At 66.6% G+C, this 25,728-nt stretch carries 21 protein-coding genes; 8 read left to right on the top strand and 13 right to left on the bottom strand.

Annotated features, from left to right (window positions below; translation table 11 throughout):
• Positions 1-447: 447 nt before the first annotated feature.
• From ACIRD8_RS21065 to thyX, 3 genes are all read right to left on the bottom strand, one after another.
• Entirely contained in the window at positions 448-2,133 is a 1,686-nt protein-coding gene (locus ACIRD8_RS21065; RefSeq protein ID WP_099177852.1) for a ribonuclease J, read from the bottom strand.
• 130 nt (positions 2,134-2,263) lie between these two features.
• Entirely contained in the window at positions 2,264-3,163 is a 900-nt protein-coding gene (gene dapA, locus ACIRD8_RS21060) for a 4-hydroxy-tetrahydrodipicolinate synthase (protein WP_403993482.1), read from the bottom strand.
• Positions 3,164-3,314: 151 nt separating this feature from the next.
• The gene (gene thyX / locus ACIRD8_RS21055) at positions 3,315-4,052 is read right to left on the bottom strand and encodes an FAD-dependent thymidylate synthase (RefSeq protein ID WP_403993479.1); all 738 of its coding nucleotides are present in this window, start codon (positions 4,050-4,052) and stop codon (positions 3,315-3,317) included.
• 196 nt (positions 4,053-4,248) lie between these two features.
• On the opposite strand from thyX, the gene ACIRD8_RS21050 reads away from it, so the two are divergent.
• Together ACIRD8_RS21050 and ACIRD8_RS21045 are read left to right on the top strand one after the other, a co-directional pair.
• Positions 4,249-4,488: a hypothetical protein gene (locus ACIRD8_RS21050; protein WP_099177849.1), complete on the top strand. Its 240-nt coding sequence runs from the start codon at positions 4,249-4,251 to the stop codon at positions 4,486-4,488.
• Positions 4,489-4,581: 93 nt separating this feature from the next.
• A complete protein-coding gene (locus ACIRD8_RS21045) occupies positions 4,582-5,133 on the top strand; it encodes a hypothetical protein (protein WP_403993476.1) in 552 nt (183 codons plus the stop codon).
• Between the two features lie 55 nt (positions 5,134-5,188).
• On the opposite strand, the gene ACIRD8_RS21040 is transcribed toward ACIRD8_RS21045, so the two are convergent.
• The 6 genes from ACIRD8_RS21040 to eccD all read right to left on the bottom strand — a co-directional run bounded on the left by ACIRD8_RS21040 (position 5,189) and on the right by eccD (position 12,261).
• Positions 5,189-5,641: a hypothetical protein gene (locus tag ACIRD8_RS21040; protein ID WP_403993473.1), complete on the bottom strand. Its 453-nt coding sequence runs from the start codon at positions 5,639-5,641 to the stop codon at positions 5,189-5,191.
• A gap of 14 nt (positions 5,642-5,655) precedes the next feature.
• A complete protein-coding gene (gene dapB / locus ACIRD8_RS21035; protein ID WP_403993470.1) occupies positions 5,656-6,408 on the bottom strand; it encodes a 4-hydroxy-tetrahydrodipicolinate reductase in 753 nt (250 codons plus the stop codon).
• Between the two features lie 22 nt (positions 6,409-6,430).
• Positions 6,431-7,810, bottom strand: coding sequence for a M16 family metallopeptidase (locus ACIRD8_RS21030; protein WP_403993467.1), 1,380 nt, complete (start codon positions 7,808-7,810; stop codon positions 6,431-6,433).
• Entirely contained in the window at positions 7,807-10,020 is a 2,214-nt protein-coding gene (locus ACIRD8_RS21025) for a polyribonucleotide nucleotidyltransferase (RefSeq protein WP_103516564.1), read from the bottom strand. Before ACIRD8_RS21025 ends, ACIRD8_RS21030 begins: the two co-directional genes overlap by 4 nt.
• A 270-nt stretch (positions 10,021-10,290) precedes the next feature.
• Positions 10,291-10,581 carry a 30S ribosomal protein S15 gene (gene rpsO, locus ACIRD8_RS21020; RefSeq protein ID WP_003965855.1) on the bottom strand — a complete coding sequence of 97 codons (291 nt, stop codon included), beginning with the start codon at positions 10,579-10,581 and terminating at the stop codon, positions 10,291-10,293.
• A gap of 177 nt (positions 10,582-10,758) precedes the next feature.
• A complete protein-coding gene (gene eccD, locus ACIRD8_RS21015; protein ID WP_403993464.1) occupies positions 10,759-12,261 on the bottom strand; it encodes a type VII secretion integral membrane protein EccD in 1,503 nt (500 codons plus the stop codon).
• 247 nt (positions 12,262-12,508) lie between these two features.
• Here eccD and eccCa point away from each other — a divergent pair, with 247 nt between their 5' ends.
• The 6 genes from eccCa to ACIRD8_RS20985 all read left to right on the top strand — a co-directional run bounded on the left by eccCa (position 12,509) and on the right by ACIRD8_RS20985 (position 22,157).
• Positions 12,509-16,477 (top strand): type VII secretion protein EccCa, encoded by a 3,969-nt coding sequence (eccCa, locus tag ACIRD8_RS21010; protein WP_403993461.1) that lies wholly within the window; start codon positions 12,509-12,511, stop codon positions 16,475-16,477.
• 144 nt (positions 16,478-16,621) lie between these two features.
• Complete coding sequence (locus tag ACIRD8_RS21005; protein ID WP_403993458.1) at positions 16,622-17,092, top strand: hypothetical protein; 471 nt, start codon at positions 16,622-16,624, stop codon at positions 17,090-17,092.
• Positions 17,092-19,401, top strand: a complete 2,310-nt coding sequence (locus ACIRD8_RS21000; RefSeq protein ID WP_403993455.1) for a hypothetical protein — start codon at positions 17,092-17,094, stop codon at positions 19,399-19,401. Before ACIRD8_RS21005 ends, ACIRD8_RS21000 begins: the two co-directional genes overlap by 1 nt.
• 142 nt (positions 19,402-19,543) lie before the next feature.
• Positions 19,544-20,029 (top strand): hypothetical protein, encoded by a 486-nt coding sequence (locus tag ACIRD8_RS20995; protein WP_403993453.1) that lies wholly within the window; start codon positions 19,544-19,546, stop codon positions 20,027-20,029.
• Positions 20,030-20,110: 81 nt separating this feature from the next.
• Positions 20,111-20,704, top strand: coding sequence for a hypothetical protein (locus ACIRD8_RS20990; protein WP_403993450.1), 594 nt, complete (start codon positions 20,111-20,113; stop codon positions 20,702-20,704).
• Positions 20,705-21,083: 379 nt separating this feature from the next.
• The gene (locus tag ACIRD8_RS20985; RefSeq protein WP_403993447.1) at positions 21,084-22,157 is read left to right on the top strand and encodes a (+)-(1(10)E,4E,6S,7R)-germacradien-6-ol synthase; all 1,074 of its coding nucleotides are present in this window, start codon (positions 21,084-21,086) and stop codon (positions 22,155-22,157) included.
• Between the two features lie 118 nt (positions 22,158-22,275).
• On the opposite strand, the gene ACIRD8_RS20980 is transcribed toward ACIRD8_RS20985, so the two are convergent.
• From ACIRD8_RS20980 to ACIRD8_RS20965, 4 genes are all read right to left on the bottom strand, one after another.
• Positions 22,276-23,535, bottom strand: coding sequence for a S8 family serine peptidase (locus tag ACIRD8_RS20980; protein ID WP_403993444.1), 1,260 nt, complete (start codon positions 23,533-23,535; stop codon positions 22,276-22,278).
• 123 nt (positions 23,536-23,658) lie between these two features.
• Entirely contained in the window at positions 23,659-23,958 is a 300-nt protein-coding gene (locus ACIRD8_RS20975) for a WXG100 family type VII secretion target (protein WP_403993441.1), read from the bottom strand.
• Between the two features lie 63 nt (positions 23,959-24,021).
• Complete coding sequence (locus tag ACIRD8_RS20970; RefSeq protein WP_403993438.1) at positions 24,022-24,375, bottom strand: WXG100 family type VII secretion target; 354 nt, start codon at positions 24,373-24,375, stop codon at positions 24,022-24,024.
• A 76-nt stretch (positions 24,376-24,451) separates the two neighbouring features.
• Positions 24,452-25,705 (bottom strand): S8 family serine peptidase, encoded by a 1,254-nt coding sequence (locus ACIRD8_RS20965; RefSeq protein WP_403993435.1) that lies wholly within the window; start codon positions 25,703-25,705, stop codon positions 24,452-24,454.
• Positions 25,706-25,728 lie beyond the last annotated feature (23 nt).

The raw sequence follows: 25,728 nt of genomic DNA, 5'->3' as shown, positions 1-25,728 counted from the left end.
GTCCCGTTTCACCGGGCCCCTCCGGGCGCTTCCCTTCGTTCTTCCGTTTCCGACTCTATCAGACTCTTTCGTGTCCGATTCCCGGCCGAAGCGGGTTCCTGCTTGGCGGTTAATTTACCACCGTGCTTTCCAGTTCTTCGCTTTCGCGCTTCCCTTTCCGGCGGTTCCAACTTTACCAGACTCTTTTCCGTTCCGTTTCCGGTCCGAATTTGATTCCAGTGGCCTGTGGAGTGGCCTTTGCCTTTCGGCGGATCCGACTTTATCAGAGATTCTGAGTCAGATTTCCCGCCTCCTCGAAGGGCTCCCGGCGCACAAGTGCGCGAGGGGCTTCCCGTTCAGGCGGAATGGCAAACGTACTGGAGCGGGGCGCCCCGATGCAAATCGGGGCGCCCCGCTCCTGGTTGGCGGCCTGCCGGCGGCCGTAGGCCGAACCGTCGGACCGTACGGTCAGACCTCGACGACGACCGGAAGGATCATCGGGCGCCGGCGGTAGGTGTCCGACACCCACTTGCCCACCGTGCGCCGGACCAGCTGCTGGAGCTGGTGCGGCTCCATCACGCCGTCCTGGGCCGACTTGTTGAGGGCGTCCTCGACCTTGGGCACCACCGCGGTGAACGCACCGTCGTCGATGCCCGAACCGCGGGCCTGGATGTGAGGACCTCCCACGATCTTGCCGGAGGAGCTGTCGACCACGATGAAGACCGAGATGATCCCCTCGTCGCCGAGGATCCGGCGGTCCTTGAGCGAGGTCTCGGTGACATCGCCGACCGAGAGGCCGTCGACGTACACGTAACCGGCCTGGACCTTGCCGACGATCTTCGCCTTGCCGTCGACGAGGTCGACGACCACGCCGTCCTCGGCGATGACGATGTGGTCCTTCGGCACGCCGGTCAGCGCGCCGAGTTCGGCGTTGGCCCTGAGGTGGCGCCATTCGCCGTGCACCGGCATCAGGTTCTTCGGCTTGCAGATGTTGTAGAAGTACAGCAGCTCGCCGGCCGAGGCGTGGCCCGAGACGTGGACCTTGGCGTTGCCCTTGTGGACGACGTGCGCGCCCCAGCGGGTCAGGCCGTTGATCACGCGGTAGACCGCGTTCTCGTTGCCCGGGATCAGCGACGACGCCAGGATCACCGTGTCGCCCGGAACGATCCGGATCTGGTGGTCACGGTTGGCCATGCGGGAGAGGGCGGCCATCGGCTCGCCCTGGGAGCCCGTGCAGACCAGCACGACCTCGTCGTCGGGCAGGTCGTCGAGAGTCTTGACGTCGACGACCAGACCGGCCGGCACCTTCAGGTAGCCCAGATCGCGGGCGATCCCCATGTTGCGGACCATGGAGCGGCCGACGAAGGCGACCCTGCGGCCGTACTCGTGGGCGGCGTCCAGGATCTGCTGGATGCGGTGGACGTGACTGGCGAAGCTGGCCACGATGATGCGCTTCTGCGCGTTGGCGAACACCGTGCGCAGGACGTTGGAGATGTCCCGCTCCGGCGGAACGAATCCGGGGACCTCCGCGTTCGTCGAGTCGGAGAGAAGAAGGTCGATGCCTTCCTCGCTCAGCCTCGCGAAGGCGTGCAGGTCGGTGAGACGGCCGTCCAGCGGGAGCTGGTCCATCTTGAAGTCACCGGTCGCGACGGCCATGCCCGCGGGGGTGCGGATGGCGACCGCGAGAGCGTCCGGGATGGAGTGGTTGACCGCGATGAACTCGCAGTCGAACACACCGATGCGCTCGCGCTGGCCCTCCTCCACCTCAAGGGTGTACGGACGGATCCGGTGCTCCTGGAGCTTCGCCTCGATGAGCGCGAGGGTCAGCTTGGAGCCGATCAGCGGGATGTCCGGCTTCAGCCGGAGCAGATACGGGACACCCCCGATGTGGTCCTCGTGGCCGTGCGTGAGGACGATGCCCTCGACGTCGTCCAGGCGGTCCCGGATGGTGGTGAAGTCCGGAAGGATCAGGTCGATGCCGGGCTGCTCCTCCTCCGGGAAGAGCACACCGCAGTCGACGATGAGCAGGCGGCCGCCGTACTCGAAGACCGTCATGTTGCGGCCGATCTCGCCCAGGCCGCCCAGCGGGGTGACCCGCAGGCCGTTCTTGGGGAGCTTCGGCGGCGTACCGAGTTCAGGATGCGGATGACTCAAAAGACTCTCCTTACCACGCGCGCCACGTACCGCTGAGGGCACGTGGCGCGCATGTCATTCGTGCACTTGCTGTTGTCAGGTGGTGTTTCCGCCGCGAGTGTCCTCGCGTATTCAGTTGTGAAGTCCGTGGTTAGAGCTGTACCCCACCGGCAGCCAGATCGATCTTGAGCTGGGCCGTCTCCTGGGCGGTGAGTTCCACCAGAGGGAGGCGCAGCGGACCGGCGGGCAGGCCCTGCAGGGTGAGCGCGGCCTTGGTGGTGATCACGCCCTGGGTGCGGAACATCCCGGTGAAGACCGGGAGGAGCTTCTGGTGGATCTCCGTGGCCTTCTGCACGTCGCCGCCGAGGTGGGCCTCGATGAGCGCGCGCAGCTCCGGGGTGACGACGTGGCCGACGACGGAGACGAAACCGACTGCGCCGACCGAGAGCAGCGGGAGGTTGAGCATGTCGTCGCCGGAGTACCAGGCGAGGCCGGACTGGGCGATGGCCCAGCTCGATCGGCCCAGGTCGCCCTTGGCGTCCTTGTTGGCGACGATCCTGGGGTGCTCGGCCAGGCGTACGAGTGTCTCTGTGTCGATCGGCACACCGCTGCGGCCCGGAATGTCGTACAGCATGACCGGGAGGCCCGTGGAGTCGGCGATGGCGTTGAAGTGCCGGAGGAGGCCCTCCTGCGGCGGCTTGTTGTAGTACGGCGTGACCGCGAGGAGGCCGTGTGCGCCGGTGCGCTCGGCGGTGCGGGCCAGCTCGATGCTGTGCCGGGTGTCGTTGGTGCCGACGCCCGCGACGACGTGCGCCCGGTCTCCTACGGCTTCCAGCACAGCCCGTACGAGCTGGTCTTTCTCCGCGTCGCTGGTGGTCGGGGACTCGCCCGTGGTGCCGTTGATGACCAGGCCGTCATTGCCTGCGTCCACCAGATGGGTGGCGAGCCGCTGGGCGCCGTCGAGGTCGAGTACGCCGTCCGCCGTGAACGGCGTGACCATAGCGGTGAGGACCCTCCCGAAGGGGGTCTGCGGAGTGGAGATCGGAGCCATGGGTAACACGCTACTCGTTGCTCGGAGCGCCGTGCCCCCTCGGGGGACGAGGAAGAGGAGCCCGGCACTGCCTGCTCGGGGGTTCAAGCAGTGCCGGGTCCGTTTGATCAGCCTAGATGAACTTCACGAAACGCCGCAATACGGACACCGCCTACGGGGCTACCCGTCCGTTTTTGTTGAAGGCGGCATGAGTGAGCGGCATCAGGCTCTGCCAGTGCTGTTCCATCTGTTCGCCGACCATTTCGATCTCGCGCTGCGGGAAGGACGGCACCTTGGCCAGCTCGTGCTGCGTGCGCAGGCCGAGGAAGTGCATCAGCGAGCGGGCGTTGCAGGTGGCGTACATCGTGGAGAACAGGCCGACGGGGAGCACCGCACGGGCGACCTCGCGGGCGACTCCGGCGGCGAGCATCTCCTGGTAGGCGTCGTAGGAGGCCCGGTAGGACTCCTCCATGGCGCGGGTCGTGAGGTCGTACTGCTCCTCGGTGCCCTCGACGAACTCGTACTTGCCCGGACGGCCCTGCTGGATGAGCTTGCGGGACTCGCCCGGGACGTAGAAGACCGGCTCGAGCTCCCTGTAGCGGCCCGATTCCTCGTTGTACGACCAGCCCACGCGGTGCCGCATGAACTCGCGGAAGACGAAGATCGGGGCGCTGATGAAGAAGGTCATCGAGTTGTGCTCGAACGGGCTGCCGTGCCGGTCCCGCATCAGGAAGTTGATGAGCCCCTTCGAGCGCTCGGGGTCCTTCGTCACCTCTTCCAGGGACTGCTCGCCGGCGGTGGAGACCCGCGCGGCGAAGAGCACGTCCGCGTCGCGCGCGTCGCTCTTCACGAGTTCGACGGTGACGTCACTGCGGAAGTGGGGCTTTGCGGGTTCGGGGGTGTCGGTCACCGACGGGGGTCCTTCCAAAGGTGTCGCTGGGCGGCGACCACTTTACGGGCCGGGCCGGCGCGGCATGCACCTGGCGGTCTCGGGCAGCCGTTCGTGGAGTTCCCTCAACAAGTACGGCGATTCGGGCACCGATCCGGCCCGTCGTACGTCTGACTCATTAGCAGCACCCGTCACAGAGTTCAAGGAGAGTTTCCTCATGTTCCGCCGGCGTGAATCCGTCCCGTTCTCGTTCGTTGCCGAGGCCGACCGGTTCCGCAGTAATGTCACTCCCCCTCCCCGTCGGCGCGCCACCCGCTCACAGCTGGCCGCCCACTCCCTCGTAGGGCTGACGCTGATCGCCGGCTTCGCCGGTTCGCTGCTCTTCGGCCTGCCCGCTCTCGACACCGACCGGACGCCGTCGCACGGTCAGACGTCCGAGGCGTCCCAGCACCGCTGACCCGTACGGGCCCCCTGGGGTGGTCGGCCGGGGGGCTGCTCGGTAGCCTCACCGGGCACAGCAATCGAGCGTGCTTGTGAGTGAGGATCAGTCGTGCCCCTGCCCTTTCTGACGGCCGACCGCGCATTCGACGCGGACGCGGAGGACATCGCACTGCCGTTCGACGACCATGACAGCTGGCGGCGGCCCTACCGCCCCGGCCCGTGGCGGGTCGCGGCGGCGGCCACCCTGCTGCTGCTCGCGTCCTTCGTGCTGCTCGCCGCGATGATCATCACGTTCGCCGGATCGCTGTCCGGTGCCACCGCGTGCTTCGTGATCGCCGGCGTGGTGATCGCCTGTGCGCTGCGGCTGCTGCGGGTCGGTGCCTGGGTGAGCCGGCACGGCGTACGCCGGGTGGGCTTCTTCCGCACGACCACCGTGCGGTGGGGCGACGCCGCGGCGGTCCGCACGGTGCAGCAGCCGGTGAAGTGGCTCGGTTTCCCGCGCACCGTCCAGGGACAGGCCCTGGTCGTGGTGCGCAAGGGCGGCGAGCCGCTGGCTCCGCTGGTCACCGACCACAACGCGGACTTCCTGGCCCGCGCCGAGGCGTTCGAGCGGGCCACGGACACGATCGAGGCCTGGGGCGACGAATACCGCACGGGCTGATCCCGGAGGCCCCCTGCGGGCCGCGGAGACACCTCACAGGCCGGTACGGCGCCACTCAGGCGCGTACCGGCTTGTTCATGTGGAGGGCGATGGCGCGCTGCATCGCCTTACGGGCGCGTGGGGTGTCCCTCGCGTCCTGGTAGGCGACCGCCAGCCGGAACCAGCAGCGCCAGTCCTCCGGGCTGTCCTCGGTCTCCTCCCGGCGCCGTGCGAACACGGCGTCGGCGGAGTCGCGGTCGATGCGCCCGGACGGGGTGCGCACCAGCTCGTCGACGGGGAGGCCGTCCTCCGCGTCCAGCTCGGCGGCCAGGGCGTTGGCCCTGCGGACGAACTGGGTGTTCTTCCAGAGGAACCAGACACCGATCACCGGCAGGATCAGCACGGCGACGCCGAAGGTGACCGTGAGCAGCGTCCCGTGCCGGATGAGCAGGACGCCCCGGCTGCCGGCCAGGACGAAGTAGAAGACCAGGACGGCAGCGGTGACGACGTAGGTGAGCTTTGCGCGCATGGGGTTGGGCCCAGTCAGTTCAGGTCGAGGAAGTGTTCCAGGCCGAAGGTGAGGCCGGGAGTGGTCACCACGCGGCGGGTGCCGAGCAGGATGCCCGGCATGAAGCTGCTGTGGTGCAGCGAGTCGTGGCGCAGGGTGAGGGTCTCGCCCTCGCCGCCCAGCAGGACCTCCTGGTGGGCGAGGAGGCCGCGGAGCCGGACCGAGTGGACCGGGACCCCGTCGACGTCGGCGCCGCGTGCTCCGTCCAACGCGGTGGCGGTGGCGTCGGGCTGCGGTGCCACCCCGGCCTTCTCACGGGCGGCGGCGATGAGCTGCGCGGTGCGGGTGGCCGTGCCGGAGGGGGCGTCGGCCTTGTTCGGGTGGTGGAGCTCGATGACCTCGACGGACTCGAAGTAGCGGGCGGCCTGCTCCGCGAACTTCATCGTGAGGACCGCGCCGATGGAGAAGTTCGGCGCGATGAGCACACCGGTCTCCGGGGAGCCGGAGAGCCAGGTGTTCAGCTGCGCGAGCCGTTCGTCGGTCCAGCCGGTGGTGCCGACGACGGCGTGGATCCCGTGGCGGACGCAGAAGTCGAGGTTGTCCATCACCGACGTGGGCGTGGTCAGCTCGACGACCGCCTGGGCGCCGCCCTCCGTAAGGGCCTCCAGGGAGTCGCCCCGGCCGAGCGCGGCCACCAGCTCCATGTCGTCGGCGGCCTCGACGGCTCGTACCGCCTCGGACCCGATGCGGCCCTTGGCACCGAGAACGGCCACGCGCAACTTGCTCATGTGCTCTTTTCCTTACGGGTGGTTAGGAGACCGCTGCCTGGAGGCGGTCCGCCTGCTTGTCCTTCAGCGGGCCGATGACCGAGAGCGAGGGCCGCTGTCCGAGGACATCGGCCGCGACGGCCCGGACCTCGTCGGGGGTGACCGCCGCGATCTTGGCCAGCATGTCATCCACGGACATCTGTTCGCCCCAGCAGAGCTCGCTCTTGCCGATGCGGTTCATGAGCGCGCCCGTGTCCTCCAGGCCGAGGACGGTGGAACCGGCGAGCTGGCCGACCGCTCGGCTGATCTCCTCGTCGCCGAGGCCGTCCGTCGCCGCACGGTCGAGCTCGTCACGGCAGATCTTCAGCACGTCGTGCACCTGGCTGGGACGGCAGCCCGCGTACACACCGAAGAGCCCGCAGTCCGCGAAGCCCGAGGTGTACGAGTACACGCTGTAGGCGAGGCCGCGCTTCTCCCGTACCTCCTGGAAGAGGCGGGAGCTCATGCCGCCGCCGAGGGCGGTGTTGAGTACGCCGAGTGCCCAGCGGCGCTCGTCGGTGCGGGCCAGCCCGGGCATACCGAGGACCACGTGCGCCTGTTCGGTCTTGCGGTTCAGCAGCTCGACCTTGCCGGCGGCGCGCAGCGTGCGGGAGCCCTCGCGGGGTGCCGTGGGGATGGCGTCGGTGCGGCCCAGGGCGCCGGCGCGCTCGAACGCCTTGCGGACCTGGCGTACGACCGTGGCGTGGTCGACGTTGCCCGCGGCGGCGACGACGAGGTGCGTGGGGTCGTAGTGCTTCTTGTAGAAGCGGGCGATCTGGCCGCGGTTCAACGCGTTGATCGTGTCGACGGTGCCGAGGACCGGGCGGCCCAGCGGGGTGTCGCCGAGCATCGTGTGCGCGAACAGGTCGTGCACGCAGTCGCCCGGGTCGTCCTCCGTCATCGCGATCTCCTCGAGGATGACGCCGCGCTCGGCGTCGACGTCCTCGGGGGCGATCAGGGAGCCGGTCAGCATGTCGCAGACGACGTCGATGGCCAGCGGAAGATCGGTGTCCAGGACCCGCGCGTAGTAGCAGGTGTACTCCTTCGCCGTGAAGGCGTTCATCTCGCCGCCGACCGCGTCGATCGCGGACGAGATATCGAGGGCGCTGCGCTTGGCGGTGCCCTTGAAGAGGAGGTGTTCGAGGTAGTGCGTCGCGCCGTTCAGGGTGGGCGTCTCGTCGCGTGATCCGACGTTGGCCCAGATCCCGAAGGTGGCGGAGCGTACGGAGGGCAGCGTCTCGGTGACGACCCGGAGACCGCCCGGGAGGACGGTGCGGCGGACGGTGCCGATGCCGTTGCTGCCCTTGAGAAGCGTTTGGGTACGGGCGACGGCCCGCCCCTCCGAGGAGGGGCGGGCCGTCGTCACGGAACTACGGGACGTCACTTGTCGGTGTCGTCCTTCTTCTCGTCCTCTTCACCCTCGATGACGGGGATGAGGGAGAGCTTGCCGCGGGAGTCGATCTCCGCGATCTCGACCTGGACCTTGGCGCCGACGCCGAGCACGTCCTCGACGTTCTCCACGCGCTTGCCACCGGCGAGCTTGCGGATCTGCGAGATGTGCAGCAGACCGTCCTTGCCGGGCATCAGGGAGACGAACGCACCGAAGGTGGTGGTCTTGACGACCGTACCCAGGTAGCGCTCGCCGACCTCCGGCATGGTCGGGTTGGCGATGGCGTTGATCGTGGCGCGGGCGGCCTCGGCCTGCGAGCCCTGCTGGGCACCGATGTAGATGGTGCCGTCGTCCTCGATCGTGATGTCGGCGCCGGTGTCCTCCTGGATCTGGTTGATCATCTTGCCCTTGGGGCCGATGACCTCACCGATCTTGTCCACCGGGATCTTGACGGTGATGATCCGCGGGGCGTTCGGGGACATCTCGTCCGGGACGTCGATGGCCTCGTTCATCACATCGAGGATGTGGAGGCGGGCGTCACGGGCCTGCTTCAGTGCGGCGGCCAGGACCGAGGCGGGGATGCCGTCGAGCTTGGTGTCGAGCTGGAGCGCGGTCACGAACTGCTTCGTACCGGCGACCTTGAAGTCCATGTCGCCGAACGCGTCCTCCGCACCGAGGATGTCGGTGAGGGCGACGTAGTGGGTCTTGCCGTCGATCTCCTGCGAGATCAGGCCCATGGCGATACCGGCGACGGCGGCCTTGAGGGGCACACCGGCGTTCAGCAGCGACATGGTGGAGGCGCAGACCGAGCCCATGGACGTCGAACCGTTGGAGCCCAGCGCCTCGGAGACCTGGCGGATCGCGTAGGGGAACTCCTCGCGCGACGGCAGCACCGGCACGATGGCGCGCTCGGCGAGCGCTCCGTGGCCGATCTCGCGGCGCTTGGGCGAGCCCACGCGGCCGGTCTCACCGACGGAGTACGGCGGGAAGTTGTAGTTGTGCATGTAGCGCTTGCGGGTCACCGGGGAAAGGGTGTCCAGCTGCTGCTCCATGCGGAGCATGTTGAGGGTGGTGACGCCCAGGATCTGGGTCTCGCCACGCTCGAACAGCGCCGAGCCGTGCACGCGCGGGATGGCCTCGACCTCGGCGGCGAGCGTACGGATGTCCGTGACGCCACGGCCGTCGATGCGGACCTTGTCCTTGATGACGCGCTCGCGGACCAGCTTCTTGGTCAGCGCGCGGTAGGCACCGGAGATCTCCTTCTCGCGGCCCTCGAAGGCCGGGAGGAGCTTCTCGCCCGCGATCTCCTTGATGCGGTCGAGCTCCGCCTCGCGCTCCTGCTTGCCGGCGATGGTGAGCGCCTTGGCGAGCTCGGTGCTGACGGCCTTGGAGAGCGCCTCCAGGACGTCGTCCTGGTAGTCGAGGAAGACCGGGAACTCACCGGTGGGCTTGGCGGCCTTGGCGGCGAGGTCGGACTGGGCCTTGCAGAGCGCCTTGATGAAGGGCTTCGCGGCTTCCAGACCGGCGGCGACGACCTCTTCGGTCGGGGCCTCGGCGCCGTCCTTGACGAGCTGGATGGTCTTCTCGGTGGCCTCGGCCTCGACCATCATGATCGCGACGTCGCCGTCCTCGAGGACGCGACCGGCGACGACCATGTCGAAGACGGCGTCCTCGAGCTCGGTGTGCGTCGGGAAGGCGACCCACTGGCCCTTGATCAGGGCGACGCGGGTGGCGCCGATCGGGCCGGAGAAGGGCAGGCCCGCCAGGATCGTGGAGGCGGAGGCGGCGTTGATCGCGACCACGTCGTACAGGTGGTCGGGGTTGAGCGCCATGATCGTCTCGACGATCTGGATCTCGTTACGCAGGCCCTTCTTGAACGAGGGGCGCAGCGGGCGGTCGATCAGGCGGCAGGTGAGGATCGCGTCCTCGGAGGGCCGGCCCTCACGGCGGAAGAAGGAGCCGGGGATCTTGCCGGCCGCGTACTGCCGCTCCTCGACGTCCACCGTGAGGGGGAAGAAGTCGAGCTGGTCCTTGGGCCGCTTGGAAGCGGTGGTGGCCGACAGCACCATGGTGTCGTCGTCCAGGTACGCGACGGCGGAGCCGGCGGCCTGCTTGGCCAGGCGGCCCGTCTCGAAGCGGATGGTGCGGGTGCCGAAGGTTCCGTTGTCGATAACGGCCTCGGCGTAGTGGGTCTCGTTCTCCACTAGTGATTTCTCCATACTCGTCGTCTTTCGTCCTGGCGCCCGTGTGGCGCAGGACGGTGCGGAGAAGCGCACCGTGTGTGCGGGGCCGGTCTTCGATCGAAGCTCCCGGGCGTTGTCCCGGGGGCCACTACCGAGGACCGGCGGCGGCCGTGGCGCGCCTCTCCTCGTCTGGTGTTGTACGTCCAGGTTACTGAGCTGAGGCCCGGTAGCGCACGTACGGCAAAGGGAGCGGTCCCCTGGAAGTGGGTACCGCTCCCTTCAACAGCGTCTTTACTTGGCGCCGCCGGCCGCGCCACGGCGGATGCCGAGGCGGTCGACGAGCGCACGGAAGCGCTGGATGTCCTTCTTGGCCAGGTACTGCAGGAGGCGGCGACGCTGGCCGACCAGGATCAGCAGACCACGACGGGAGTGGTGGTCGTGCTTGTGCGTCTTGAGGTGCTCCGTCAGGTCCGAGATCCGGCGGGAGAGCATGGCGACCTGGACCTCGGGGGATCCGGTGTCACCCTCCTTCTGGGCGAACTCGGACATGATCTGCTTCTTCGTAGCGGCGTCGAGCGGCACGCGTACTCCTCTTTGATGTTCGATGCGCCCACGAGTGCCCCTGGTCTTGATCTCAGGGGAGCTTCCATGACTCGGAGGCGAAGGTCCGATGAGCGCAGCCCCCAGGATGATCCGGGGACGCGTACACAAACGGCCACTGGTCAGAGTACCAGCCGTCCGGAGCGCCTCTGACGGGCGTCAGCTGGTGAGTGCCCGGATCGAGTGGTAGACGTCGAAGACGGCGAGGCACAGCGGCAGCAGCGTCAGGAGCACGCAGGCCTCGGCGACCTCCAGGAAGCGTCCCCAGAACGGGGTGACTCCCTTGCGCGGCACGATCAGCCCTATGGCGGTGATCAGCGCGGCGACGCCGGCGACCGCGGCGGTGAGCCAGATCGTACGGATGTCGAGTCCCCTGGTGTCGCCCTTGAACGCGTCCAGGAAGAGCTCGGTCGGCGGGTTGAGCGACAGCCCGAGGCCGAGGAGCACGAGTGCGGCCAGGCCCGCGCCCAGGGCGCAGCCGACCTGGGCGGTGTAGCGGAAGAGGTGGGCGCGCATGAGCATGGCTGCCCCGGTGGCGAGGGCCAGCAGCTGGCCCCAGACGCCGTCCGAGAAGCCGAGCACTGCCGCGGCACCCACGGCCACCAGCGCGCATCCGCCGACCAGGCCGAGGAGCAGTTCGTGGCCGCGCCGCGCCTGGGCGGCGATGCGGTCGGCGTCGACCGGGCCCTGCGGCGCCGGGTCGGACGTCCCGTAGTCACCGACGGTGGTGCGGGGCGGCTCGAAGCCGATCGGGAGGCGGGCGAAGCGGGTGGAGAGTCCGGGCAGGAAGCCGAGGAGCCCCACGGACAGGGGCGCGCACACGGCAGCGGTCTCGGCCGGCTCCATGCCGGTCATGATCGCGATGAAGGTCACGAGTACGCCGATGGCGGAGGCGAAGACGAACGCGACGAAGGTGCCGTCGCCCTCGGGGGCGGCGATCATGAGGATCACCGAGAAGACCAGTACGGCGGCGCAGGCGAGCAGGAACTGGAGCCTGCCGATGCCCTGGCCCGCGCTGAGCGGCAGCAGCCCGGCGCCGGCCACTGCGACGCTGGTGAGCGCGCCGATCCCCAGCGCGATGGACGAGCCGCGGTCCGCGTAGACACGCGCGCGTACGCACGCCAGCGCGAGCAGGAGCAGGGCGGAGACTGCGGCCAGGATGCCCGGGAGCCCGTGCATGTCGTGCCGGACGTCGGAGGTCCACAGCACGAAGCCGAGCAGGACCAGCAGGACCGACCCGCCGAAGAGTCCGGCCGAGCGCATGAGGGTGTCACCCCAGAGCGTGCGGTCCCGGGACACGGCCGTGGCGACGGCGTCGGAGACGTCGTCGAAGACCGCGGGCGGCAGCGACTCGGAGAAGGGGCGGAGGGACAGCAGCTCGCCGTCGAGGATCCGCTGGCCGGCCAGCGTGCGCCCGCTGTCGAGCACCGTGCCGTCCCGGCGCACCAGGTGGTAGCCGACGGGGGCTCCCTGGGCGGGGCTCTGCCCCGACAGCCGGAGGATCTCCGGGTAGAGGTCGGCGACGGGGATGTCCTCGGGCAGCGCCACATCGACGCGACTGTCGGGCGCGACGACCGTGACCCGGCAGAAGCCCGTTCCGTTGCCGGCCGGAACTCCGGGACCCGGCCGACCGGATCCGGTAGCCGCCGTTTGGGCCGTCATAGTCACGTGCTGCTCCCCCTCATGGTTCTCCTGGATCTCCCGTGGAACGCACCCCCTGGGTCATGGGCTCCAGCTGCGTCCCGAATGACCCATTTTTTTGCGGTAGTTAGCGGATGCGTACACGCGTCGCGTCACCCTACCGCCCTCGGGTCGCCGGGTACGCCAGTAGGATCCTCCCGCGGACGGAACCCGTCGCCACGGGGGCGCCGATAGGAACAGTTCCGTCCGGCAAGGGAATTGGTGAGCTGTGAGCCAGATTGTCGTCAAGCGCCCACCGCGGGCCCTCCCCTCCGAAGTTCCGGGCGAGCAGGTGCAGTTGCAACCTCCGCCCGAGCTGCCCCGCGGGCAGCAGGAGGGGGTGATGATGCAGCTGCTGCCGATGCTCGGCATGGGTGGTTCCGTCGTCTTCTTCTTCATGACGCCGAACCCGATCATGCGGATCATGGGCATGGTCATGATCGCGTCGACGGTCGCCATGGCCATCTCGATGATCATCCGCTTCCGGCGCGGCACCCAGGGCCAGCTCGCGGACATGCGGCGCGATTACCTGAAGTATCTGACCCAGACCCGCCGTGCCGTGCTGAGGACCGCCCGGCAGCAGCGTGACGCGCAGTTCTACCTCCACCCGTCCCCGGAGCAGCTGTGGGCGCTCGTCGCCGAGGGCAGCCGGGTGTGGGAGCGCCGTGTCGGGGACGCGGACTTCGCGCACGTACGCATCGGTCTGGGCAGCCAGGAGCTCGCGACCCCGCTCGTCGCACCGGACACCGCGCCCGTGGATGAGCTGGAGCCGCTGACCGCCGGGGCCATGCAGCAGTTCCTGACGACCCACAGCACGCTGGACGGGCTGCCGATGGCCGTCTCGCTCCGCGCCTTCTACCACCTGACGATCAGCGGTGAGGCGGAGTCCGCGCGTGCCACGGCCCGCGCGATGGTCGGGGCGCTCGCCTCGCTCCACTCCCCCGAGGACCTGATCATCGCCGTCGCGACCGGCCGCGACGCCGCCCCGCGCTGGGAATGGACGAAGTGGCTCCCGCACGTCCAGGTGCAGGGCTCCATCGACGGGGCCGGCAGCCGCCGTCTGATCAGCACGAGCGTCGCCGAGCTGGAGGAGATGCTCGCGGGCCGCCTCGACGGACGGCCGCGCTTCCAGCCCGGTGGGCAGCCGCTCCTGGACCAGCCGCACGTCGTCGTCGTGCTCGACGGCGAGTCCGTACCGGCGACGTCGGCGCTCGCCTCGGCGGAGGGCCTCCAAGGCGTGTCGGTCGTCGAGATCGTCACGGGCCAGGTCAACGGGGCGCGCGGCGGCCTCTCCATCGTGGTGGACCCGCACTCCCTGCAGCTGGAGTCGGGGAACGGCCTCGTGTACGACGGCCTCCCCGACCTGCTGAGCCACGAGGCCGCGGAGGCACTGGCACGCCAGCTGGCCCCCCTCCACGTGGCCTCGGGCGGCGACGACGACGAACCGCTGCTGGCCAACCTGGAGTTCACCGATCTGCTGAATCTCGGCGACGCCGCCTCGGTCGACGTCAGCCGCACCTGGCGGGCCCGCTCGCAGGCCGAGCGGCTCCGGGTGCCGATCGGTGTGGGCGAGGACGGCGCCCCCGTGATGCTGGACCTCAAGGAGGCGGCGCAGGAAGGCATGGGGCCGCACGGCCTGTGCGTCGGCGCCACCGGTTCCGGCAAGTCCGAACTGCTCCGCACGCTCGTGCTGGGTCTCGCCGTCACCCACACCTCGGAGACGCTGAACTTCGTCCTCGCGGACTTCAAGGGTGGCGCCACCTTCGCCGGCATGGCGCAGATGCCGCACGTCGCGGCGGTGATCACCAACCTCGCGGACGACCTGACGCTGGTGGACCGCATGGGCGACTCCATCAGCGGTGAGCTCAACCGCCGCCAGGAGATGCTGCGCGACGCGGGCAACTACGCCAACATCCACGACTACGAGAAGGCGCGGGCCGCGGGCGCACCCCTGCAGCCCATCCCCTCGCTCGTCCTGGTCATCGACGAGTTCAGCGAGCTGCTCACCGCCAAGCCGGACTTCATCGAGATGTTCGTGCAGATCGGGCGCATCGGCCGTTCGCTGGGCGTCCATCTGCTGCTGGCCTCGCAGCGCCTCGAGGAGGGGCGTCTGCGCGGGCTGGAGACGTACCTGTCGTACCGGATCGGTCTGCGTACGTTCTCCGCGGGCGAGTCCCGGGCCGCGCTGGGCGTGCCCGACGCGTACCACCTGCCCAACGTGCCCGGTTCGGGTTATCTGAAGTACGGCACGGACGAGATGGTGCGCTTCAAGGCGGCGTACGTCTCCGGGGTGTACCGCTCCGGCGCCCAGCCGGCGGTGTCCTCCGGTCCGCTGCCGGTGGACCGCAGGCCCGTGGTGTTCACCGCGGCCCCGGTGCCCGTCCGTTACGTACAGCCGACGGCGCAGCCCGGCGTGCCCGAGGCCCGTAAGGCCGAGGACGACGCCCTGGCCGACACGGTGCTCGACGTGATCGTGCGCCGGCTGGAGGGCCGGGGGGCCTCCGCGCACCAGGTGTGGCTGCCTCCGCTGGACAACCCGCCGTCGCTGGACGAGCTCCTTCCGGGGCTGTCCGCGGTCGAGGGCCGTGGGCTGACCCAGCCCGGGTTCGAGGGCTCGGGGCGTCTCGTCGTACCGCTGGGGGTGGTCGACAAGCCGTACGAGCAGCGCCGCGACACGCTCTACCGGGACTTCTCCGGCGCGGCGGGCCACATGCAGATCACGGGCGGCCCGCAGTCGGGCAAGTCCACGCTGCTGCGCACGCTCATCGCGGGCTTCGCCCTCACGCACACGCCCCAGGAGGTCCAGTTCTACGGGCTCGACTTCGGTGGCGGCGGCATGGCCTCGGTCTCCGGTCTGCCGCACGTCGGCGGGGTCGCGTCCCGGCTCGACCCCGAGCGGGTGCGCCGTACGGTCTCCGAGGTGTACGGGATCATGGCGCGCCGCGAGGAGTACTTCCGCAGCGCCGGCATCGACTCCATCGCCACGTTCCGCAGGCTGCGGGCGCGCGGTGACATCTCGGTGACGGACCAGCCGTGGGGCGACGTCTTCCTGCTCATCGACGGCTGGGGCAACTTCCGCACGGACTACGAGGCCCTGGAAGCCGCGGCCATCGACATCGCTCAGCGCGGTCTCGGTTACGGCATCCACCTGATCGTCACGGCGTCGCGCTCGATGGAGGTCCGGGCCAACCTCAAGGACCACCTGATGAACCGGCTGGAGCTGCGGCTCGGTGACGTCATGGACTCGGAGCTGGACCGCAAGGCCGCGGTCAACGTGCCGCCCGGGGTGCCCGGACGCGGTCTGACCCCGGAGAAGCTGCACTTCATGGCCGCGGTGCCGCGGATCGACGGCATCAACTCCGACAGCGACCTCTCCGAGGCCACGGCCGCGATGAACCAGGAGGTCGCCCGGCACTGGACCGCGGCGCCCGCCCCGGCGGTCCGGCTGCTGCCCCGCGAACTCCCGGTCCACGACCTGCCCGCGGGCTACGCGCGGCCGGAGCGGGGCATCGCGTTCGGCATCGACGAGAACAACCTGGAGCCGGTCTTCCTCGACTTCGAGCGGGACCCGTTCTTCCTGGTGTTCGGCGAGAGCGAGTCCGGCAAGTCCAACCTGCTGCGCCTGCTCATCAAGCAGCTGACGGAGAGGTACGAGGGGAACGCCGCCAAGTTCTTCGTCATCGACAACCGGCGAGCGCTGCTGGACGTCACCCCTGCGACGCACCTGGCCGAGTACGTGCCCATGTCCAACAACATGGAGCACCACATGGACGCGCTGTACGACCTGATGAAGCGCCGTACGCCCTCTCCGGACGTCACGGCCCAGGAGCTGCGCGACCGCAGCTGGTGGAGCGGCCCGGACGTGTTCGTGGTCGTCGACGACTACGACCTGGTCTCGACGTCCAGCGGCAACCCGCTGGCGAAGCTCACGGAGATGCTGCCGTTCTCCCGGGACGTCGGCGTGCGGTTCATCATCGCCCGCAGCACGGCGGGCGCTGGGCGCGCCCTGTACGAGCCGTTCCTGCAGCGCATCCTGGAGCTGGGTGCGCAGGGCCTGATGCTGTCGGGCGACCCCATCGAGGGGGACATCCTCGGCAACGTACGCCCGCGCCCGATGCCCCCGGGGCGGGGCGTCTTCGTCACCCGGCGCCGCGGGAACCCGCTGGTGCAGTCGGGGCTCATGGACGGCGACCGGTAGGGCTTGTGGCGGGACCGGGGCGGGCGGTGGACGGCAGGCTTTACGCCGCTGTTGCCGCCCGCTCCGGCGTTCGGGGCGGGCGGCGGAGCAGTTGAGATTCCGGCACGACGACATTCCGAGTACGGACCTAGGGGGACTCCACGCATGGCATGGGCCGAGTGGGAACAGTTGAAGACGGATGCGGCCGGCGAGGGCGGGACGCAGATGCGTCTCAACAAGGCCGCGCCTGGGGGCGGTGGAGGCAAGAAGGGAGACCTCGCCGTCAACCAGACCGACCTGTCGGGCGTCCGTAACGAGGCCTCCAAGCTGAATACGCGCTTGTGGAAAGAGGCCCGCGTAGCAGTCCCGACCAGCGAATCAGCGGCGGGCGATCTCACCACGCAGGGTTTCGAACTCGGTGGCGCTCTCAGGCACGTGGCGAGCAAATGGGACGTCCAGCTCAAGTCCCTTCTGGATGCGTGTGGTCACATCGCGAACCACATGGACTTCACGAAGTACGTGCACGACGGAGACGACCAGTACGTTCGGAGCAGGGTCAGCAGTATCGCCGTGCTCGATGAGGCCTTCGACGACGACAACGCGCCCAAGGGTGAGAAGAACAAGGCGGACAACTGATGGATCTGGAAACCCTGCGCTTCGCCACATTCGGGCAGCTGGACCAGGCCGTCACCGACTGGTCGACCATGGTGAGCAACCTAGCCGTCCTGCAGGTGGACGCCCGGGACGATCTCAAGGCAAAGGCCGACAAGGCCGATTGGTCAGGCGACAACGCCAATGTCACCAAAGGGTTCGTCGACAAGACGGTGCGCGAGTTCGACGACGCGCACCAGCAGGCCAAGTCTCTGTGGAACATCCTCAAGGACACGCGCAACGAGCTGAAGGCCTGCCAGGGCCAGCTGAACGAGGCCTTGGAACGCGGGGCGGCGAAGAACCTCAGGGTCGCCACGACCAGCGGGGGCGGGTTCACGGTCACGGCTGGTATCGCCTATACCGACCCGCCCCTGGGGCCGACCGTCCCCGCCTCCAGCGAGGCCGAGCGCGATGTCAACGCGCTCCGCGGCGAACTGCAGAGGATCCTCGACAAGGCGACCGAAATCGACCACACGGGCTCCGTCGCGCTTAGAGCTCTTGCGGACCAGGCAGCTCTGGGATTCGCAGGTGCCGAGTACAAGGACCGGGACTCCGCGGCCCACGCGATCAAGGAAGCCGATGAACTGGCGGCTATCGCGAAGAAGGACCCGGAGGACCTCACGGTCAGGGAGTTCGACAAGCTGAACGCCGGGCTCAAGAAGATGTCGGGTGACGAGCTGTTCAGCGCCCGCTTCGCGGAAAAGCTGAAGGCGCAGGGGACGCTGGACTTCTGGGCAGGGCTGAACACTCCTGGAGGACCCCATGAGCTGAGGGAGGCGCGAGGCGACCAGTACGACGACCTGCAGAAGAACCTGAGTCTCACCTTGGCCACTGCCAGTCATAGTGACTCTTCCGGGATGACGCAGTGGAAGCACGAGATGGTGGAGCTCGGCAGTCAGCCCATCTCGAAGAATTCAGGAACCGTCGGCTTCCAGGTGATGAGCAATCTCATGCGCTGGGGGAACTACGACAACAGCTTCCTCAACGACTACGGGAACGAGCTGATCAAGACCGAGAAGGAACGCACTGACAACGGGAGGCACGGAACCTGGAACACCCCGGCCCCCATGGACCCGACCCTCAACCGCACCGGATCGGATTCCGGCATGGACCCGATGACGGGCTTCATGAAGGCGCTTTCGAGCAGCCCTGACGCTGCGACGGAGTTTTTCAATGACACGTTCCTGACGAAGGACGAGGATCACGAATTCAAGGAAGGTACTGACAGCGACAAAAAGATGGGGAGGAGGGAGCTCAGCAACTTCGACTATCTCTTCGAGGAGCGGGACTGGCCGAAGGACTATACGGACAAGGGCGAGGATAGCATCTCCGGCCGGAACGCCATGGCGTTGGCTCTGGAGGCGGCGACGACCGGGCACCTGGCGGGTGAAATCCCGGCGGCTGACCTACCGGCCCATAATGCGAATCAGGCGAGGCTCATGGAGAGTCTCACTGCCTCCATTTCAGATGACCCAGAGCGCTTGACCGGGCATGGATACATGTCAGACAGCATCGGCCAGATTGCATCCGAATATCTACCTGACATCCATCGGGCAACCACCGAAGCCAGCGAGAACAACACGAGTGTTCCGAAGCTCTTCCCGATCTCTGGGCACATCGCCAATCTGGAGCACACGGATGTGACTCGCCTGCTGGTGAGCCTGGGCCAGAATCCGGAGGGGTACGCTGCTGTCGAAGTAGGCCAGAAATCCTACATGGCCAGCCTCATGGATTACCACCTGAATCCCAACCTACCCGATGATCAAAAGTACCCTCACTCCACCGAAGAAACGATCAAAGAAATTTCCCGAAGGTCCGGTGAGGTCGGAGGAACCCTAGCCATCGGGCGCCAAGAGGCGGTGCTGGGGGAAGCGAACGAAGCTGACAGCGACTTCGAACATGCGGTGAACCAGAAGAAGGGCATCGCCTCAGGAGTGATTGGCACAGGTATAGGAATTGGCACAAGCTTTATCGCGAGCCCGGCCGTAGGAGCTGCAACGGGCGGAGTGGCAGGGACTGTGACCGGAGCTGTACTGGAACAGCTTTTCAAGGATAGCGAGCCCGAGAACTTGAAGGAGGCAGGGAAGACCGTGGGAGAGCTTTGGGAAGATAGCACGGAAAAGAATACCGAACTTGCCAGGATCGCAGCAGACGGCGCTGGCAGGACACACAAAAACCCTGAGATAGAACAGTTCGCGGAGTGGACGCGAGCGGGAACCCGGGACGGATTTAACGATGCCTCCACAGCGGGTCAGAAAATGGCTAATGACCTCGAGACCGACATTCCCACATAGCCACAGAGGGAAAGTCGGAAAAACGACGATCCTTCAGAACAACCACACCGTCACCGCAGCATTCCAGTAGAAGGGAAACATTATGGAGGGATCCGGCCTGAGCCGTCGCGCCAAACTGAGACTCCCAGCCTCAATTGCGGGGGTGATCATCTTGGCGAGCTTGAACTCGGCCTGCTCCGCTCCCGAGAAATCCTACGCGACCCCCGGCTCGCTCTGTGGAAAATCCATCTCGTCAAAGTTCCTCGACCCTTTCATGCCACCGGGAAAGAAGGTGTCCGTAGTATCCCGTCACGAAGCGGAAGGCATCAGAAGGTGCCGCATATACGTTGACGGCAAAGAAGTACTGTCAGCCAGCTCCGAGTGGCTACGCAAGGATGCATCACTACTAAAGGTCGCCGCCATGCCGTTCAACAACGTCGACCCGGGCGACACAGTAACAAGAGACGGAAAGTACATATACTCAAAAACGGGAGCAATCGGGGAAGTGACCTGCCTCGTGCCCCCGACGAGCAGCGAGAGAGTATTTGCAAGCATTCGGATTTCAGGGGGGAAGCCCGACGCAGAGGCACTCAAGAACCTTATTCGCGAATATTCGAAGAAACTCGACAATTCAGATCACTGCTCATAGCGAATATTGGCCTCACGGCTGCAAAATGTGCCTGCTTCTTTGACTACCTGTCCGAAAAATGGAACAGTAAAGGCTTTGTTGATGGTCGTCCTGATTTTCGTGTTGGCTGCCGGGCTCGTGGCCATGGGCTGCGTCAAGGCGGATCGGGTCCGCCGGTGGCGTGAGTCGTTCAATCCTTCGGCGCCCGAACTTCCCGACTCCGCCTTTGTCGCCGCGCGAGTCGTCCTCTTCGGGATGGCGGGGATCGGTATCTATTCGGCGTTCCAGTTCATGGCCGTGGTCGCCGACGCGGAGTGGAGCGACGACGAACTGTCCAGTGCGGTCAGCCAGGCCGCGGCGGAGTTGGACGGCACTTCGCGCTTCGGCGACATCTTCGGTGATGACAGCGGCTTCGATCAGGAATTCGCGAAGATGATCGAGGAAGAGGTCGTCGAGAACGGTGGCGGGGGCGCGCCGCAGAGCGGTGTGGACGCCGGCGCCGCAGCCTCGAACAAGCCCTCCGACGCCGACTACACGGTCCAGGCCGCAGGCGCGGACGCAGCCTTCTGCGTACACGTCGTGCGCACGCCGTCGAAGGACGGGGACTACAAACCCCCGGGGATCGCGGGCAACCCCGGCACCGTGACCGTCCCGAACTACGACTTCGCTGTGACGAGCCGCAAGGGCGAGTGTTGAAGCCGCCTGGTCGCGCCGATGCTCCCTCGTGGTCCGCCTGCGGCGGAGTGCCGCGCCGAGCGGGGTAAGCGCAGCCCTTGCGACGGGCCGGCGGGGGCAGAACCTCCGTGCCGCAGGCTTGGGTCGGTGAATCATGAACTATCAAGAGGCACTTTCGGGCCAACTGCGCTCCGAGGCCGATCAACCGTAAACGATGCGTGATCAACCGCTTTCGCACCTCCCACAGGCCGCTGAGACGTGACCAGGCGCCTGCCCCCGGGCCGAAAGGGACAGCCGTACACCGGCCAAGCAGGCTGGAAACGGCTGTACCCGTTCCCCGTACACCTTGCTAACTTCCGGGTCTCAGAGGCATTGAAAAGAACATGCGAAAGGGCGGTACATGACCTCCCCAGCTCCAGCGCCGAAGATCCCTCAGCTGTGGGTTCCGCTCCCCTCCGGAATCCACCCGAGTTGGCGTGAGATCGACGAACGCTCGGCCGCCTGGCTCGATCGATTCGGCCTCTACTCCGACCGAGCGCAACGCGAGCGGCTGACGCGGATCTCCGTGGGTGAGATAACCAGCCGTGGCGCGCCCGCGGGACGTCTCGGGGCGCTGCAGTGGACCTCGGACTTCCTCATGTGGCTCTTCGCGTTCGACGACGAGTTCTGCGACGAGGGGCCGGTCGCTGCATCCCCTGACGCGACCTTGCTCATCATCACCAAGCTCCAGCGCGTCGTCGACGTCCCCTGGGCGGCACGCGCCGACGACAACTACAGCGCCGCATTACGTGAGTTGCGGCTGCGGCTAGACGGCCTGACCACACCCGTGCAGACCGCACGCTGGGCCGCCAGCTTCCGCGCCTACCTCCAGGGCCAGATCTGGATGGCCGCCAACAGCGCCGCAGGACGGATCCCCACCCTCTCCGACCACCTGGCGGTCCGGCTCGACTCCTCCGGGGTCAAGATCTTCTCGACCCTCAGCGAGATCATCCACGGGTACGACCTCCCCGCGGCCGACTACGAGCGTCACGACGTCCGTGGGTTCGTCGAGATCTTCGCCTCGATCATCGGCTGGTCCAACGACCTGGTCTCGTACCACAAGGAGCGGGAACGCAGCCAAGAGGGATACGGCAACATCGTCGACCTGATCGCGTACGAGCGGAAATGCACCCTCGACGAAGCGGTGAGCGAGACCGCCGTGATGCACACCCGCGCCATGGCCCTCTACCTGCGCCTCCGCGACCAGATCCTTCTCGACGCCGGCCCTGAACTCCGCCGTTGGATCACGGACTGCGACTCCTGGATCCGCGCCGACTACGACTGGTCCCTGACCACCAATCGCTACGTCAATCCGGAGAACCCCGCTGACCTGCCCGCCGGCAGCGCGGCCTCCCCGTTCCAGGAACGGGAGGCGGATCAGCCTCTGCCGATCGCCAGCATCGGCTGGTGGTGGACCCTGTTGAAGGACCAGTGATCTCGATGGGGGACGTGCGTCCGGCGGCAGGCTGAGGACGGGGGACCGCAGATCGTGCTGGTAGGCGCCGAGGGTGCACCCGTCCCGGCCCCTCGGCTACCCGGCGCTGGGCAGGTGTTCAGGTGGTGCGACGTTGGCGGACAAGGGCGAAGGCTGCGGCGCCGAGCACGAGTACAGCGGCTACTCCGCCGAGGATCATGACCAGTTGGTCGTCGTCGTTCTTCTCGGTGCTGGCGTCTGCCATGGCAGCGTCGTCCGCCTTCCTGTCCGTCTCAGGCTCGGCCGAGGTGGGTGCGGACGGGGCGGCGGAGCCTGTGGAATCGGACGTCTTCTCCTGCGTGAGAGGGCTGATGTCCGGGGCGCCGGGGTCACCCTTGCCCTTCAGGATGTTCATGGAGGGGCGAATCAGGCCGTGGCCGACGTAATTGCTGAGCTCGCCCTTTTCCATGTCGCCTCGCCCAGCCGTGTCGAGGAGGACATTGAGGACCTGGTTCGCGGTCCAGTCCGGGTGGGCGGACCAGATCAGGGCGGCGGCGGCTGATGTGATGGCAGTCGCCTGGCTGGTTCCACCTTCGGAGTCGCAGTAGTTCTTGAAATTCGAGTCACACCACGTTGGAATGCCATCCCCAGGAGCAGCGATGTCTACGACTTTCCCGTGCTGAGAGTATGTTGATGCCCGACCACTACTATCAGTGGCCGCAACACCGACAACTTGCAGGTACGCAGCAGGGTACTGCTCCTTGTTGTCCTCTTGCGCGTTGTTTCCTACTCCCGCGAAGAACAACTTCCCCTTACTCTCCGCGTATTCGACTGCTTCCCGCTCTTCCCCTCGGGCGAAATCACTGGCAAATGACATACTGATAATCTGCGCATCACTGTCCGCTGCAGCTCTGATAGCATCCGCGTCGTCATGCGCATTCACAGAATGTGTGCTTTGCAGCTCCGTATCGGTGATTCGCACCGGGATGACCTTGGCGCCTGGCGCAAGGCCTTGCAGCCCTCCACGCTTGCCAGTTCCAGCAATCAGCTCAGCCATGGTGGTGCCGTGGCCGCGATAATCGTTGTGCTCATCGCCTTCGACGCCCGTCGCATCAAACCCCTTGAGGACCTGACCCTTCAGTGAGGGTGTCGACGGGTTGACGCCGGTGTCGATGACAGCAATTTTAATGCCCTCACCCGTTGCAATTTTCCACATTTCCTCAGCCTGCATCGCACTGAGGTACCACTGCTTCGATTGCACATCCTGAGCCATCGCCGAGGGGGCAGCCCCCGCGAATCCCACAGACCAGGCAGTGGCTACGATCATCGTTCCGAACAGGCGCCCTCTCAATCCGAGAGATACACGGCGCTTTCGGGTCTGGCTCATTCCTGCTGTCATCCTGACTTCCGAACCTTCCGTGTACCTACTCGATCACCGACTGTGTGGGTCCCACGACAAAGGTCAGGGTGGGCACCTCCCGTGCGTGCCCACCCTGACCTTTGTTGTGTTGCCTGGCGAGACCTACTCGAAGTTGGCCCGCGCCCGCTTGTCACCCGCGTGGTACGCGGTACCGGCGTCGCGCACCTTGCGAGAGATCTCAGACAGAGCGGTGTGGATCCCCGTGGCGTCGCGGTCCCAGCCGGTCTGCGCGGCGTCGTAGGCCGACTTGGCCTCGCCCACCCAGAGCTCGGACACACTGGCGACCATGCGCTTGATCGCCGCAAGGTCCTCCTGAAGCTGCCTGCTCTGCCGGTCGATGTCCCCGGCGGCCTGCTCCAGGCTCGAGTAAGTGACAACCATCGTGCCGTCGTTGGTCGGCATACGGTCCTCCAGTTCAATCTAGTGCGGTGTGATGGCCCGTACGTCGTACGGGTACGGCAAGGTTCAGAGGGCGTTGATAGCTGACGTCTTGACCTCGGAGCCACCCGAGTGGCCGGGGACGACGTCGACGCCCTGGAGGGCCTGCCTGATCTCGTCTTCGGTGTTACCGGAGATGGTCCGGGCCGCCTTGATGGCTTCCTGGAAGTTGACCAGCCGGGTGGCGATGTTGCCCATCTTCAGGTTGATGTCAGCCTGCTTGACGTTGAAGGCGCTGGCGCCGATGCCCTTCCAGGCGCCTTCCAGGCTGTCGATCGTCGCCTGCAGCGTCTTCAGCTGGCCCCTCACGGAGTCGAATCGCTTGGTGAGCTCGCCCTCGAGCTTGAGGAGCATCTCATCTGAAAGCTTCTGATCCGCCATAGTTCTGGCTTCCTTCCTGGTGCTCTTGTTCGGTCCGGCATGCACGCCGGGGGTGTGTATGAGGAACTACGGTCAGTCAGGCGGTACGGCGCTTGCGAGCGAGCGCGAAAGCGCCGCCGCCGAGGACGAGTACCACTGCCACTCCGCCGAGGATCAGGCCCAGTTGGCTACCGTCATCCTTCTCCGTGCTGGAGCCTGCCATAGCGGCGTCCTCCGCCTTCTCCTTCTTCTCAGGCTGTGACGAACCTGATGCGGATGCGGCGGGTGAGGCTGGGGAGCCGGCAGTCTTCTCATTGGTGAGAGGACTGATGTCCGGGGCGCCGGGGTCCCCCTTGCCCTTCAGAAGGATCATGGAGGGCCGAATCAGGCCGTGGCCTAGATACTTGCTGAGCGTGCCCTTTTCCCAGTCCCGGCTAGCGGTGTCAAACAGTACGTTGAGGACTTGGTTCGCGGTCCAGTCCGGGTGAGCGGACCACACGAGGGCTGCCGAGGCAGAAGCAATGGCGGTTGCCTGGCTCGTGCCGTTGCCGTCACAGTACTTTTGGAAGGTTTCGTCACACCAGTACGGCACATCGCTGCCGGGAGCCGCAATGTCGGTGATTTGGCCATGTTGAGAGAATTCGCCCACTTTTCCGCCGCTGTCCGCTGCGGAAACTCCAACAACTTGGGGGTACGCCGCCGGGTACTCTTCCTTATTCCCTTCCTTCCCGCTGTTTCCAACAGGAGCAAAGAATAGTTTTCCCTTGTCTTGCGCGTACTCGACAGCTGCTCGCTCCTCAGCAGTTGGGAACTCACTGCCGAACGACATGCTGATGATCTGCGCCTCACTGTCGGCTGCAGCCCTGATTGCGTCTCGCGTGTCATACGCATTCACCGAATGCTTGTTTTGGAATTCCGTATCGGTGATCCGCATGGGAATGATTTTTGCCCCCGGTGCCAGGCCCTTCAGCCCTCCACCGTTCCCCGTTCCGGCGATCAACTCAGCCATGGTAGTTCCATGTCCGGCATAATCGTCGTACTCGTCACCTTCAGCCCCGGTGGCGTCGAACCCCTTCAGCACCTTCCCCTTCAAGGAGGGCGTCGAGGAATTAACACCACTATCGATGACAGCAATTTTAATGCCCTCACCCGTTGCAATTTTCCACATTTCCTCAGCCTGCATCGCACTGAGGTACCACTGCTTCGATTGCACATCCTCAGCCATCGCCGAGGGGGCAGCCCCCGCGAATCCCACAGACCAGGCAGTGGCTACGACCATCGTGCCGAACAGGCGCCCTCTCAATCCGAGAGATACACGGCGCTTTCGGGTCTGGCTCATTCCTGCTGTCATCCTGACTTCCGAACCTTCCGTGT

The organism is Streptomyces sp. NPDC102451, from assembly GCF_044765485.1.
In the GTDB taxonomy this organism is placed as follows: Bacteria; Actinomycetota; Actinomycetes; order Streptomycetales; family Streptomycetaceae; genus Streptomyces.
The sequence above is the reverse complement of the archived record's forward strand: the minus strand, read 5'-3'. Positions and strand labels throughout refer to the sequence as shown.

Excerpts from the sequence above, each read along its gene's own strand:
- ACIRD8_RS20990 (WP_403993450.1), top strand. The coding sequence starts at position 20,111 with ATGGTCGTCCTGATTTTCGTGTTGGCTGCCGGGCTCGTGGCCATGGGC.
- ACIRD8_RS20985 (WP_403993447.1), top strand. The coding sequence starts at position 21,084 with ATGACCTCCCCAGCTCCAGCGCCGAAGATCCCTCAGCTGTGGGTTCCG.
- ACIRD8_RS20965 (WP_403993435.1), bottom strand. The coding sequence starts at position 25,705 with ATGACAGCAGGAATGAGCCAGACCCGAAAGCGCCGTGTATCTCTCGGA.
- ACIRD8_RS21000 (WP_403993455.1), top strand. The coding sequence starts at position 17,092 with ATGGATCTGGAAACCCTGCGCTTCGCCACATTCGGGCAGCTGGACCAG.
- ACIRD8_RS21005 (WP_403993458.1), top strand. The coding sequence starts at position 16,622 with ATGGCATGGGCCGAGTGGGAACAGTTGAAGACGGATGCGGCCGGCGAG.
- ACIRD8_RS20970 (WP_403993438.1), bottom strand. The coding sequence starts at position 24,375 with ATGGCGGATCAGAAGCTTTCAGATGAGATGCTCCTCAAGCTCGAGGGC.
- ACIRD8_RS21040 (WP_403993473.1), bottom strand. The coding sequence starts at position 5,641 with ATGCGCGCAAAGCTCACCTACGTCGTCACCGCTGCCGTCCTGGTCTTC.
- eccD (WP_403993464.1), bottom strand. The coding sequence starts at position 12,261 with ATGACGGCCCAAACGGCGGCTACCGGATCCGGTCGGCCGGGTCCCGGA.
- ACIRD8_RS20975 (WP_403993441.1), bottom strand. The coding sequence starts at position 23,958 with ATGCCGACCAACGACGGCACGATGGTTGTCACTTACTCGAGCCTGGAG.
- ACIRD8_RS20980 (WP_403993444.1), bottom strand. The coding sequence starts at position 23,535 with ATGACAGCAGGAATGAGCCAGACCCGAAAGCGCCGTGTATCTCTCGGA.
- dapB (WP_403993470.1), bottom strand. The coding sequence starts at position 6,408 with ATGAGCAAGTTGCGCGTGGCCGTTCTCGGTGCCAAGGGCCGCATCGGG.
- dapA (WP_403993482.1), bottom strand. The coding sequence starts at position 3,163 with ATGGCTCCGATCTCCACTCCGCAGACCCCCTTCGGGAGGGTCCTCACC.
- ACIRD8_RS21050 (WP_099177849.1), top strand. The coding sequence starts at position 4,249 with ATGTTCCGCCGGCGTGAATCCGTCCCGTTCTCGTTCGTTGCCGAGGCC.